General features: G+C 68.4%; 10 protein-coding genes. 5 read left to right on the plus strand and 5 right to left on the minus strand.

The features are described from left to right. Nucleotides 1-149: 149 nt before the first annotated feature. The 3 genes from CRO39_RS12050 to rpmG all read left to right on the plus strand — a co-directional run bounded on the left by CRO39_RS12050 (nucleotide 150) and on the right by rpmG (nucleotide 2,673). On the plus strand, nucleotides 150-1,922 hold the full coding sequence (locus tag CRO39_RS12050) for a DUF885 domain-containing protein (RefSeq protein ID WP_097122191.1): 1,773 nt from the start codon (nucleotides 150-152) through the stop codon (nucleotides 1,920-1,922). A gap of 336 nt (nucleotides 1,923-2,258) precedes the next feature. Then, nucleotides 2,259-2,495: a 50S ribosomal protein L28 gene (rpmB, locus tag CRO39_RS12055; protein ID WP_097122192.1), complete on the plus strand. Its 237-nt coding sequence runs from the start codon at nucleotides 2,259-2,261 to the stop codon at nucleotides 2,493-2,495. A 13-nt stretch (nucleotides 2,496-2,508) separates the two neighbouring features. After that, nucleotides 2,509-2,673 (plus strand): 50S ribosomal protein L33, encoded by a 165-nt coding sequence (gene rpmG / locus CRO39_RS12060; RefSeq protein ID WP_027070918.1) that lies wholly within the window; start codon nucleotides 2,509-2,511, stop codon nucleotides 2,671-2,673. A 278-nt stretch (nucleotides 2,674-2,951) separates the two neighbouring features. Here rpmG and CRO39_RS12065 read toward each other — a convergent pair whose 3' ends face one another. Together CRO39_RS12065 and CRO39_RS12070 are read right to left on the minus strand one after the other, a co-directional pair. Beyond that, on the minus strand, nucleotides 2,952-3,560 hold the full coding sequence (locus CRO39_RS12065; RefSeq protein ID WP_238394742.1) for an exonuclease domain-containing protein: 609 nt from the start codon (nucleotides 3,558-3,560) through the stop codon (nucleotides 2,952-2,954). A gap of 7 nt (nucleotides 3,561-3,567) precedes the next feature. Further along, nucleotides 3,568-5,376, minus strand: a complete 1,809-nt coding sequence (locus tag CRO39_RS12070) for a DUF294 nucleotidyltransferase-like domain-containing protein (RefSeq protein WP_176520199.1) — start codon at nucleotides 5,374-5,376, stop codon at nucleotides 3,568-3,570. Between the two features lie 97 nt (nucleotides 5,377-5,473). On the opposite strand from CRO39_RS12070, the gene cls reads away from it, so the two are divergent. Together cls and CRO39_RS12080 are read left to right on the plus strand one after the other, a co-directional pair. Beyond that, nucleotides 5,474-6,919: a cardiolipin synthase gene (cls, locus tag CRO39_RS12075; RefSeq protein WP_097122195.1), complete on the plus strand. Its 1,446-nt coding sequence runs from the start codon at nucleotides 5,474-5,476 to the stop codon at nucleotides 6,917-6,919. Between the two features lie 41 nt (nucleotides 6,920-6,960). Further along, nucleotides 6,961-8,373, plus strand: coding sequence for an FAD/NAD(P)-binding protein (locus CRO39_RS12080; RefSeq protein ID WP_097122196.1), 1,413 nt, complete (start codon nucleotides 6,961-6,963; stop codon nucleotides 8,371-8,373). A 40-nt stretch (nucleotides 8,374-8,413) separates the two neighbouring features. Here CRO39_RS12080 and CRO39_RS12085 read toward each other — a convergent pair whose 3' ends face one another. Genes CRO39_RS12085 through CRO39_RS12095 form a run of 3 tightly spaced genes read right to left on the minus strand, consistent with a single transcriptional unit; the run spans nucleotide 8,414 to nucleotide 12,683 of the window. Further along, complete coding sequence (locus tag CRO39_RS12085) at nucleotides 8,414-8,974, minus strand: gluconokinase (protein WP_097122197.1); 561 nt, start codon at nucleotides 8,972-8,974, stop codon at nucleotides 8,414-8,416. Further along, the gene (locus tag CRO39_RS12090) at nucleotides 8,971-11,391 is read right to left on the minus strand and encodes a GH36-type glycosyl hydrolase domain-containing protein (protein WP_097122198.1); all 2,421 of its coding nucleotides are present in this window, start codon (nucleotides 11,389-11,391) and stop codon (nucleotides 8,971-8,973) included. Before CRO39_RS12090 ends, CRO39_RS12085 begins: the two co-directional genes overlap by 4 nt. After that, complete coding sequence (locus CRO39_RS12095; RefSeq protein ID WP_425479695.1) at nucleotides 11,388-12,683, minus strand: MFS transporter; 1,296 nt, start codon at nucleotides 12,681-12,683, stop codon at nucleotides 11,388-11,390. The genes CRO39_RS12090 and CRO39_RS12095 overlap by 4 nt, the downstream gene beginning before the upstream one ends. Between the last annotated feature and the right edge of the window lie 98 nt (nucleotides 12,684-12,781).

The following is a 12,781-nucleotide window of genomic DNA, read 5'->3' on the forward strand; positions in this document are numbered from 1 at the left end:
AAAGCGCGCCGCGGCGCGTCCGGATCGCAAACAGGGCAGGCCTTATGCCGCCGTTGCGACCGCATGAAAAGCCTCGCGACTAACGTCGCTCCTACAACACAGATCATCCGCGCGCGGCTGTACTACCATCCGGTTTCCGCTTCCACCGGATGTCCGTCTTGAAATTCCGCACCACCGCCCTGCTGCTTGCGTGCCTGCCGTTGCAGGCGATCGCCTCCGCCCCCTCCACTGCCGACCAGCGCTTCCAGGCCATCTACGAGAAAGAATGGCGCTGGCGCCAGGAACAGACCGGCCAGGCCGATGAGGACGCCGATGGCAGCGGCAACAAGACCCGGTTGCCGGATGTGGATGCCGCCTCGCAGCAGGCGCGGCTGAAGGTCTGGGAACAGGTGCTGCGCGATCTGGACGGCATCGACAGCGCCCGGCTCTCGCCGGAAAACCGCGTCAATCTGGCGATCTATCGGCCGCAGGTGGAGAACCTGGCCGACGAGGTGCGCCTGCGCGCCTACGAGATGCCGTTCAATTCCGATTCCTCGTTCTGGGCCAACCTGGCATTCATGGCGCGCCGCCAGATGAAGACGGCCGACGACTACCGCGCCTATGCCGCGCGGTTGCGCGACGTGCCGCGCTACTTCGATCAGCAGATCGACAACATGCGCGCCGGCCTGGCCCGCGGCTTCAGCGTGCCGCGCGCGGTGCTGGCAGGACGCGATGTCTCCATCGCCAATGTCGCGCAACTCACCGACCCCGAGGCTTCGGCGTTCTATGCGCCGTACAAAAAGATGCCGGCCAGCATCCCGGCCGCCGAACAGGCGCAGTTGCGCGCCGAAGCCCGCGCCGCCATCGCCGAGCAGTTGATTCCGGCGTACGCCAGGCTGTTGGCGTTCTTCCACGACCACTACGTGCCGCAGGCGCGCGCCACGCTGGCGGCCGAAGCGATGCCCGGCGGCGAAGCGTTCTACCGCCAGCAGATCCGCAAATACACCACGCTGGATCTGTCGCCGGAGGAAATCCACCAGATCGGCCTGCAGGAAGTGGCGCGGATCCGCGCCGAGATGCAGGACGTGATCGCGCAAACCGGTTTCAAGGGGAGCTTCGACGAGTTCCTGGCCTTCCTGCGCACCGATCCGCAGTTCTACGCGACCACGCCGCAGCAACTGCTGGACCGCGCCGCGTGGATCTCCAAGCGGGTCGATGGCGAAGTCGGCAAGTTCATCGGTACGCTGCCGCGCGGTCGCTTCACCATCGTGCCGGTACCCGACGATATCGCACCGTTCTGGACCGCCGGCCGCGGCGGCGCGGGCACCTACTGGCTCAACACCTACGATCTGCCCTCGCGGCCGCTGTACAACCTGCCAGCGCTGACCCTGCACGAGTCCTCGCCCGGCCACGCGCTGCAGGGCGCGCTGGCGCAGGAACAGGGACAGCAGCCGGCGTTCCGCCGCGAGAACTACATCTCCGCCTATGGCGAGGGCTGGGCGCTGTACACCGAAAAGCTGGGCAAGGAGATGGGCATCTACGAAACCCCGTACGAGGACTTCGGCCGCCTGACCTACGAGATGTGGCGCGCCAGCCGGCTGGTCATCGACACCGGCGTGCACCACATGGGCTGGAGCCGCGAGCAGGCGCTGGCCTACCTGCGCGAACACACCGCGCTCAGCGAGCACGAGGTCACCACCGAGGTCGATCGCTATATTTCCTGGCCGGCGCAGGCGCTGAGCTACAAGCTGGGCGAAATCGCCATCGTCCGCCTGCGCGGCGAGGCCGAGGCCGCGCTGGGCGCGAAGTTCGACATCAAGGCCTTCCACGACGCGGTGCTGGCGCAAGGCTCGGTGACCCTGCCGGTGCTGGAAAGCCAGATCCGGGAATTCATCGCCGCCAGCAGGGCAGCCCCCGCCGCCGGCGCCAAGGCCGCTCCCTGACGCCGGATAGCGGTCTCACGGCTCCGGAGGCCGGTGGCTTCCCCTGTGGGAGCGACGTGAGTCGCGACGGGGGGTTTACCGGTAAAGCCCCATCGCGACTCACGTCGCTCCCACAGGGAAAGAGCGTCTAAGTGCTTGCGGCGAAAGGGGAAGCCGGGCATAATGCGCGGCTCGCTGCGTCCGGCCCGTCCGGATTCGCGGCCGGAAGCGCGATTCCGGCTTGGGTCTGCAGCGTGTTTTTACCCGTATCGCATGGTGTCGGCCTGCCCCGCAGGCACGCCGCCGGGGCCGCCGTCTTCCTGGCCAAGGGAGGCAAAATGAATATCGAGGTGCGTAATGTCCCGCGTATGCCAAGTTTCCGGCAAGCGTGTGCAGACGGGTAACAACGTCTCCCACGCCAACAACAAGACCCGCCGCCGCTTCCTGCCCAACCTGCACGAGCGCCGCTTCTGGGTCGCCAGCGAAAACCGCTGGGTCAAACTGAAGGTTTCCGCGCATGCACTGCGCACCATCGACAAGAACGGCATCGATTCCGTTCTGGCCGAGCTGCGCGCGCGCGGCGAAAAGGTCTGAGGAGTAATCACACATGGCTTCCAAGCGCGACAAAATCCGTCTGATTTCCTCGGCCAACACCGGCCACTTCTACACCACCGACAAGAACAAGAAGAACACCCCCGGCAAGATGGAGATCAAGAAGTACGATCCCGTCGTCCGCAAGCACGTGATCTACAAGGAAGGCAAGATCAAGTGACGCCATGACGCGAACGCGCCTGCGCGTTCGCCGGTGTCATGGCGTCACCCCCGCGCAGGCGGGGGTCCAGCGCCTTCAACAACCCCGCCCACTGGCGGGGTTGTTTTTTGGGATGGGTCTTCTCTCCCATGCAGAAACGTCTAGAAGCCAGCGGCCAGGCGTTCTGGAAAAATCTTGTAGGAGCGACGTCAGTCGCGATGAGGCATTACCGGTAACGCTTCATCGCGACTGACGTCGCTCCCACAAGGAAAGTCTGCCCCGGCGAAATGAGATGCCGCCTACCGCGGCTTCTCCCCTCTGGCATGCAGCGCCAGCCAGCACAGGCCGGTGGTGACGGCGTCGCCGAGCGCGGTGTGCCGGCCCAGCACGGTTACCCCCAATTGTGCGGCGATGTGCTCGAACTCCAGGTTGGGCGGCACCTCCGGGTGCAGCAGGTGTTCGCGCGCGGCCATGGCTTCGGCCAAATCGGCGCGCGCATTGGGCAGGGCGAAGCCGGTCAGGCCCTGCACATGCGGCGCCAGCATGGCCAGATCGAAAGCCAGGTGATAACCCAGCAGCCTGCGGCTGCCCAGCCAGTGCAGGAACTCGCGCACCGCCGGCGTCACCGAGATGCCGCTGGCGGCCTCTTCGGGCGTGATCCGGTGGTGGCGGATGGATTCGATGCCGAACGCGCGGTCGGGCCGGATCTGGCGCTCGAAACGCTCCGACAGCAGCAGCCGCCCGCCGCGGATCGGCACCGCCGCCAGGCTGAGGATGTGATCCTTGGCCGGGTCCAGCCCGGTGGTTTCCAGATCCAGGCTGACCCACTCGCCGGCCGGCGGCGGCTGCAGCAGGAAGCCCCACTCGCCCGCACCATGGCGCCGCCGCAGCCACCAGCGCCTCAGCATGCGCACGCTAGTCGCCCAGATGGAAACTGTCGCGGACGTGCTGGCGGAAGTCCTTCACCACCCGCAACGCGTCGCGCAGCAATTCGCGATCCAGCCGCCGCAACTGCTCCACCCGTACGAAATTGTCCGGTATCCGGCCCGCTTCCAGCGCCGCCAGTTGTTCGCCCAGGCGCAGACGGTGGAACACCGCCAGCGCCTGCGGCAGGTCCCGGGCCAGGTCCGCCGGCAGCAGTCCGGCCTGGTGCAGCGCCGCGCAGCGCTCGAAGCTGTTGCGTGCCTCGATGCGATGGCGCAGCGCCAGGCAGCGCAATCCGTGCACCACCGGGAACACGCCGCCCTTTTTCAGATCGGTGCCGCGCGCTTCGCCCTTGACGTTGCCCAGGAAGGTAAGCGGCGTCTGGAAATTAAGCATCGCCTGGGCCAGGTGATGCAGCAGGATCTCGTCATCGCCCAGCGTGGCCAGCGCCTGCCGCACCGGTGCGAACAGCGCGGTATTGCCGGCGATCGGCCGCGCGTCCAGCGCGATCGACAGGTCCAGCGCGGCCTGGCCGCTGTGATCGCGCCGCCAGTGGTCGATCCGCTGCCGCCATCCGCTCACCGACAGCCGCCAGTGCGCGCGGTTGACCATCACCCCGCCCGGACACGGCGGATAGCCCATCCGATCGAGCGCGGCGCTGAAGGCGTCCATCGTTTCGGCCAGCTGCGGCCAGTCCAGATCGTCGGCCATGACCAGGGCGTTGTCCTGATCGGTCTTGAGCAACTGTTCGCCGCGGCCCTCGCTGCCCATCACCAGCAGGCACAGCTGGTCCCACCGTTCCGGCGGCACCAGCAGTTCGAAGATCCGCGCCATGATGCGGGTGTTGAGCGCGCTGACCAGTTCCATCAGATAGGCGATGCGCACCCCCTGCAGGTGCAGCGTGCGCATCAGGCGGTTCATCCCGGCGGCGGCATCGGCGATTTCCTCCAGGCTGTCGGCGCGCGCCAGCCGCAGGCTGATCAGGTGCGAGTGGCTGGCGTAGTGCGCCAGCACCTCGGCCATGCCCAGCGTGCCGACCACGCGCCCGCCGTCATGCACCGCGACGCGCTCGATGTGGTGCCCGGTCATGCTGACCAGCGCCTGGAACAACACGTCGGCGGTGCGCACGCCGATCAGCGGCCGGTTGGCCAGCGGCCCGATCGGCGCCTGCGGCGACAGTTGCTGCAGCGCCAGCGCTTCCAGCAGGTCGGTACGGGTGACGATGCCGGGCTCGGGGTGCGCCGGATCGGTCACCAGCAGGCAGTCGACCCGCTGATCGCGCAATCGCGCGGTGGCCTCGGCGATGCTGGCGTCGGCAGCAACGGTCTCGGCCGGGGCCAGTTGCGCGTCGCCGACCTTGGTGACCATCAGCTCGGCCAGCTCCGACTTGCCGGCCGCCAGCTGGCCCTTGGTGGCCAGGCCCTCGTTGAAATACGCGGCAAAGCGCGGATAGTCGGCCAGCAACTGGCGGAACACCTCCGCCGGTATCAGGAAGCACAGGCTGTCGGTGTCGGTGCGGTAGCTGTGGCGGGCGCGCCCGGCCATCACCGCCCAGGCGCCGAAGACATCGCCCGGGCCGTAGTCGGCGAAAGGCTGCTCGTCGTCATCGGCCTCGTCGAACGCCTGGATCCTTCCTTTCAGGATCACGAACGCGTGCGTGGAGGGATGGCCGGCCCGGATCAGCAACTGGCCGGCCGGATGGAACTCCATGTCGACGCTGGCCTGCAGCCGGGCATGGCCGGCCGCGTCCAGCAGATCGAACGGCGGCAACGACAGATCGAGCCCAGGCACCGGTTCCATGCCGGCAGTGTGCCAGTTCGGGGCGCCGAGTTGGCTGCTACTTTCGCCGCAGCGGCGCTTCTTCTGCATCCGGGCCGGAACCGGCAGAATCGGCGGCATGGGAACGCCGCTGCTGCTGTTTGCCGATTCCGTCGCCGGGCTCTCCGTCGGCACCTGGCTGCTGATCCTGGACTGGGTCATCCGGCTGGCCGCGTTGCTGTGGATTCCCAGCCGCACCACGCCCGCGGCCGCGCGCAGCTGGATGCTGCTGGTGGCGTTCATTCCGTTGCTGGGACTGCCGTTGTACCTGATGCTGGGGCACCCCTGGCTGTCGCGGCAGCGGGTGCAGCGGCAGGCCCAGGCTTCCGGCGTCATCCGCGAAGGTCAGTTGCCGCTGAAGGCGTTGCGCTGGTCGCCGGGCGGCGGCGCGGCGGCCGAAATGGCGCCGCTGGTCGAGCGCCAGGGCGACTTCATGCCGACCCGCGGCAACGCGGTGCAACTGCTGGATCGCTATGACGACTCCCTGCAGGCACTGCTTGCCGACATCGGCGGTGCGCAACAACAGGTGCATCTGCTGTATTACCTGATGTTCGACGACGCGGTCGGCGATGCCGTGGTCGAGGCGCTGCTGCAGGCCGCCGCGCGCGGGGTGGAGTGCCGGTTGCTGCTGGATGCGGTCGGCGGCAAACGCGGCCTGCGCCGCTATCGCAAGCGCCTGTGCCAGGCCGGCGTGCAGGTGCACGACCTGCTGCCCGGCGGCCTGCGCTGGCGCCGCAGCGGACGGATGGATCTGCGCAACCATCGCAAGATCGCGGTCATCGACAGCGGCGTGGCCTATGTCGGTTCGCAGAACCTGGCCGCGGCGGAATTCGTCCGCGGTTTTCCCAACCGCGAACTGGTCGCGCGCGTGCAGGGGCCGGTGGTCACCCACCTGGAATCGGTGTTCGCCAGCGACTGGTACATCGAGACCGGCGAGCGCCTGCATGTGCCGCTGGATTGTCCGTTGCAGCCGACCGATGCGGCGACCCAGCTGCTGCCCAGCGGGCCGGCGTATCCGTTCGAGAACGCGCGCGATGCGGTCAATGCGCTGATCCATCTGGCGCAGCGGCGGGTGGTGCTGACCACGCCGTATTTCGTCCCCGACGATGCCACCCTGGCCGCGCTGCGGATTGCCGCGCTGTCCGGCGTGGAGGTGCAGCTGATCCTGTCGCAGAGCAACAACCAGCGGCTGACCGAATGGGCGCAGGAGTCCTACTACGCCGACCTGCTGGCCTGCGGCGTGAAGATAGCGCTGTACCGGCCGCATTTCCTGCACGCCAAGCACATGAGCGTGGACGACGACATCGCGCTGCTGGGTTCGATCAACCTGGACATCCGCTCGTTCGCGCTCAACGCCGAAATCGGCTTGCTCTGCTACGACCGTGCCACCGTGGCGCGCATGCGCGAAGTGGAAGCCGATTACCTGCGCCAGTCCGTTGCCGTCGATGCCGAACGCTGGAATCGCCGGCCGGCCTGGCGCCGCAGCCGCGAAGGCATCGCCCGGCTGGCCGATTCGCTGATGTAGGACGCGGCGAGCGGCCCAGGCGCGTCCCCTACAATGCCGTCATGACGCACGCCGTTCCCTCCCGCCCAATGCCTGCCGATGACAGGCCCTATGACATCGGCATCATCGGAGGCGGCGCCGGCGGCGTGCTCACCGCACTGCACGCGCTGCGGCTGGCGCGCACCGCCGTACGGATCGTGCTGTTCGAGCCGGCTCCCACGCTGGCCAGAGGGGTCGCGTATGCGACCACCCGCGCCGAGCACCTGCTCAACGTGCCGGTGCGGCGGATGAGCGCCTTCGACGCGGCCCCCGACGATTTTCTGGACTATGTGGCGGCGACCTCGCCGGCCGATGGGCCGGATCGCGATGCGCTGGCCCACCGCTACGCGGAACGGCGCCGCTACGGCGACTACCTGATGACGCGGCTGCGGCAGGCCAGGGACGCCAGCGCGGCCAGCCTGGAAATCCGCCGCCAGCAGGTGACCGCTTTGCAGGTCGCCGACGGCCGCTACCGGCTGACCACGGAAGACGGACAGACCCTTGTCTGTGCCGGCGTGGTGTTGGCGGTAGGCAATCGTCCGCGCCCGTTGCCGGCGCGCGGCGCCTCGGGGCTGGCGGCCACGGCCAGGCTGGAGGCATGGGACTTCGACGCCATCGCGGAAATCCCCGCCGATGCCGATGTCTGCATCGTCGGCTCCGGCCTGAGCATGGTCGATGCCGTGCTGACCATGGCCAGGAACGGGCACCGCGGCCGGGTCCATGTGCTGTCCCGGCACGCGCTGCTGCCGCTGGCGCATACCGCCTATGCGGTGGCCGAGTTCGATGTCGAGGCGCTGTTGCCCCTGGATCTGCGCGGACGCATCCGCTTCCTGCGCCGCGCGGCCGCGGAGGCATCCAGCCGGCAGCTGCCGTGGCAGGCGGTGATGGAACGGCTGCGTCCGCACGGCCAGGCGCTGTGGCAATCGCTGACGCCGGCCGATCAGCGCCGCTTCCTGCGCCACGCCGTGCGGCTATGGGACGTGCACCGCCACCGCATCGCGCCGTCGGTGCAGGCCTGTCTCGCCGCGATGCGCGGGCGCGGGCAGTTGCGCCTGCACCGCGGGCGCCTGGATACGGCAATGCCGGTAGGCCCGCGCATCCGCCTGAGCCTGCGCATGCGCGATGGCCGCTCGCAACAGCTGGACGTGGACCGCATCATCAACGCCACCGGCGTGGAAATGCGTGTGCAGACCATGCGCAACCCGCTGCTGTCCGATCTGTTGGGGCGCGGCCATGCGCAGCCGGGCACGCACGGCATCGGCCTCAAGACCGCGCACGACGGCAGCCTGGTCGATGCGGACGGAAACCCGCAGCCCGGCCTGATCGCCATCGGCAGCCTGCGCATCGGCTGCCTGTGGGAAAGCATCGCGGTGCCGGAACTGCGCGGCCAGGCCGAAGCGGCGGCGCGCCAGCTGTTGGCCCTGCAGGAGCGGTGAAGGGTTAACGGTCAAGCGTTAACGCAATCAAGGCGACCGCCTATTCGGCGCTGCTGCAAGGCGGCGCAGCGCAACCAGCCGCTATCGCGGCAATCGCAGCGGCGATCACCTGCGCGGGCGGCGGCGAGATATCGATCGCCAGCACATCGGGTTCGGCTTCCGGCGCCTGCAACGCCTCGAACTGGCTGTCCAGCAGCGCGGGCGGCATGAAGTGGCCGGTGCGCGCGCTCAGCCGTTGCGCAATCAGCCCCGGCTCGCCCTGCAGGAACAGGAACAGCAGGCGCAGCCCGCTGCCGGCTCGCAACTGCTCGCGATGCGCGGCGCGCAAACCGGAAAACGCCAGCACCGCCGTTTCGCCGCGATTGGCGTGATCGCGCAGCGCAGCGGCCAGCGCGTCCACCCACGGCGCGCGCATGGCATCGGTCAATGGCTGGCCGCTGGCCATCCGCGCGCGCGCCTGCGCGCTGTGAAAATCGTCGGCGTCCAGATAGCGGGCGCCATAGTGTTCGGCCAGCGCACGCGCCAGCAACGATTTGCCGCTGCCGGACACGCCCATCACCACGATGGCCTGCACCGGTGCGGGAACGCCAGCGCCGTTCATCGGCGGGTTTCCGTGGCCGCCGCCGCAGCGGCCACGGACGGCCCCTCGCGCAACGGCAGCACGACCTGCACGCGGTAGCGGCGCCCGGCCTCGATCGCGCCAATCGCCGCTTCGGCCATCGGCACGCCATCGACGCTCACCGCGACGCGCTCGCAACCTGCTTCGCGGCCGAATTCGACTTCGAACTCGGCGCCGCGGAAGCGGCGCCGCGCGCGCGCCTGCATCCAGTGCGACGGCAGCTGCGGCGCGATGCGCAGCACGTCGCCATCGCCATGCAGGCCGAACAGGCCTTCGATGATGCAGCGATACAGCCACGCCGCGGTGCCGGTGTTGAACAGCTGGCTGGAACGGCCGGCGCTGTCCGGATACTGGCGCCAGGCGCCGCGGTAATAGTTGGGCACGAACACCGGCAACTGGCCGCGCCGCAGGTAATCCTGCGGATCCGGACCCGGCAGCATCTGCCGCAGCAGCCGGTAGGCGCGGTCGCCGTCGCCGGTCCGATACAGGCTGTGGATGTAGAACGCGGCGGCGTGGTTGTAGACCGATCCGTTCTCGGCCGAACCGGGAAACTTCTGGGTCAACCGGCCGACATCCTCGCGCATGCCGGTATAGGCCGGCGCCAGCATCATCGCGCCGAACGGGGTCTCCAGTTGCGCTTCCACCGCGGCGATCAAGCGCGCCTGCCGTGCCGGATCGGCGGCGCCGCTGAGCATCGCCCAACTCTGCGGATTGAGATAGATACGGCCCTCGGTGTCGCTGGCCACGCCGAACACCACGCCATCATCGGTGATGCCGCGCGCATACCAGTCGCCGTCCCACAGATGGGCGTTCACCGCAGCGTTGGCCTGCGCGGCGCCGGCGCGGAACTCGACCGCCAGCTCCATGCGGCCATGGCGCTCGCAGATCCCGGCCCACAGCGCCAGCGCATGCGCGGTGGCCAGCGTCAGCCAGCCGGAGACGCCGCGTCCCTGGTAGCCGACCATGTTCATCGGGTCGCACCAGTCGCCCTGGGCGATGTAGCTCAGGCCACGGTCGTCGCGCGCGGCCAGCAGCCAGCGCATCGCCGCGCAGATCCGTTCCGATACCGTCGCCGTGGCGCCATCGCTGCCGGTCACCGCTTCGTCCAGCAGTGCGTAGTCGCCGGTCTCGTCCAGGTACGGCTGCAGGCACACCGGCAGCCAGACGCAGTGATCGGTGTGCGGAATCTGGTTGATGTACTTCAGCTCGGCGCCTTCGGCCAGCAGGATGCCGTCAGGCATCGCGCCGCTGGCTTCCTGCTGCGACAGCGCCCGCAGAATCGCCTGGCGCATGCTTTGCGGCTGCACATAGACCATGCCCATGTGGTCCTGCAGATAGTTGCGGGTCTGCGGATCGGTGGTCAGCCGGTTGCTGTCGCCGTGGTAGTACACCTGCCGCGGCAACCAGTGATTGACGAACCGATCCAGCGCCGGCTCCGGCGTTTCGATGCGCAGGCAACCGCGGCCCAGCGCCAGGTACTGGGCATAGGCGGCATCGGCCGCAGCGAAGCCCTCCGCCGACAGGTGGCGCGCACGCAACGCGGCGATTTCGGCCTCGTCGCGCGCCGGGCCGAACAGGAAGCGGAAGTGCTCGTCGGCACCGTCGGCCAGCGCCAGCCGGTACTGCAACGCGGTGGTCGGCGTTTCGTAGTGCGCCTGGCCGCCGGCCAGCAGCGGCGCCTGCACCGCGCTGGGCGCATGCAGGCCGCCCTCGCCCTCGAACGCGGCCTGGCGGGTTTCCCACGCATCCGGCGCGCGCTCGTGCAGCAGGAAGGTCAGATCCTTGAAGTCGCGGTGCTTGAAGTAGTCTTCGACGCGCTGGTAGGGGGTGACGCTGGCGCAGACGATGCCGCCCAGCTCGGGCCGGTAGGCGGCGGACTGGTTCATCCACGACATGTAGCCGACCGGGAAGTACGGGTAGAGGCTGATGTTGCGCGTGCGGCCGGACAGGTTGCGCACGCGCAGCAACCACAGCTCGACCACGTCGTCGGTGGTCAACTGCAATGACGCCTCGATCAGCAGGCCGGCCTGTTGCACGCGCCAGCCTATCCGTCCCGGCTCGGCGATGAACTCGAAGCGCTCGGCCGCCGCGCGTACCGGCTCGTACGGTACCGAGAACAGCGCGCCATCGTCTTCGTCCTTGAGGTAGAAGAAGCGGCCAGGATGGTGCGCGTAGTACGGCTGCTCCGGCTGCATGAAGGTGCGCGCTTCCAGGTTCGGCGCATGCGCGTACTTGGCCGGCTCCGGCTGCATGAACTGCGCGCTGGCATAGCCGCGGCAGTTGACCTGCACCATCATCCGCCGGTTCCACAGGAACGCCGAGGCCAGCGGCATCGCTGTCGGCGTGGACAGGCTTACGCGGGTGCCATCGTCGCTGGCGGCGATCAGCGGCGCGCTCATGGCCGCGCCGCCTTGCGCGCCAGCAGTTCGCTCTGCACCTGCGCCAGCGTTGCGTTGTCCAGCGGGTAGAAGCGCATCGTGAACGCGGCGACGAACGCCACCACGCCCGGGATCACCGTCAGCAACAGCACGATGCCCAGCTGCGAGGCGCCCGATTGCGCCTGGTTGGCCACGTAGCCCATCGCCGCCAGCAACCAGGCAATGGCCGCCGAGGCGATCGCTCCGCCCAGCTTTTGCGAGAACGTCGCCGCCGCGAAGGTCATCGCGGTCGCGCGCCGCCCCATCTTCCACTCGGTATAGTCGGCGGCGTCGGCGTACATCGAGAACGCCAGCGGCGACTTCGGCCCCAGCGCCAATCCTATCAACGTATTGAGCACGAACATCACACCTATCGCCTCGGCGGGAACGAAGAACATCGCGCAGCTGAGCGCGCCGACCGCGGCCATCAGCCCCACCATCAGCCGCTTCTTGTCGAAGTACCGGGTCAGCAGCGGGGTCAGCGCCGCACCGACCGCCAGTGCCACCGAATAGGCGCCCAGGAAGCGCCCGGTCAGATCCGGACGCAGCACGAAGTACTTCATGTAGTACACCGAAGCGCCACCGCGCATGACGATGGTCACCATGATGATCAGCGCTAGCGCGAACAGCACCAGCCAGGCCTTGTTGTTCAGCAGATCCTTCAGATCCTGGCGGACCGCGCTGTTCTGCTGCGGCGGCGGGGCGATGCGTTCGCGGGTGGTCAGGAACACGGTGACGAACAGCGCAGCCGCGGCGATGCCGTAGGCGGCCATGGTCAGCTGCCAGCCGCGCGCCTCGTCGCCGCGGCCCAGCCAGGCGACCAGATCCAGCGTGCAGTAGTTGACGATGGCAGTGCCGGCGAAGGCGGCGATGAAACGGAAGCTGATCAGCGTGGTGCGCTGCTGGCTGTCGCCGGTGATGACGCCGGACAGCGCCGAGTACGGCGTGCTCAGCACGGTGTAGCACAGCATCATCAGGGTGAACGTCGCGTACGCCCACAGCAGCTTGCCGCCGTCGCCGGCGGCCGGCACCGTATAGGTCAGCACGCCGGCCACCGCCATCGGCAGCGCCGCGTACAGCAGGTACGGCCGGAACTTGCCGAAACGGCTGCGGGTGCGGTCGGCAAGCGCGCCCATCAGCGGGTCGGTGACGGCATCGACGATCTTGGTCGCCAGGATCATCGTGCCGACCGCGGCCGCGGCCAGCCCCATCACGTCGGTGTAGAAAATCAGCAGGAACGAGGAGATGTTGGCCCAGTAGAAGTTGAATCCCATGTCGCCGATGCCATAGCCGACTTTTTCGCGCAGGCGCAGCGGCGCGGTCGGGGATGCTGTTGGCGGGGTCACTGCAGGCTCCTGGTGGTCGACAAGCG

This window comes from Pseudoxanthomonas wuyuanensis, from assembly GCF_900215535.1.
Classification (GTDB): domain Bacteria; phylum Pseudomonadota; class Gammaproteobacteria; order Xanthomonadales; family Xanthomonadaceae; genus Pseudoxanthomonas_A; species Pseudoxanthomonas_A wuyuanensis.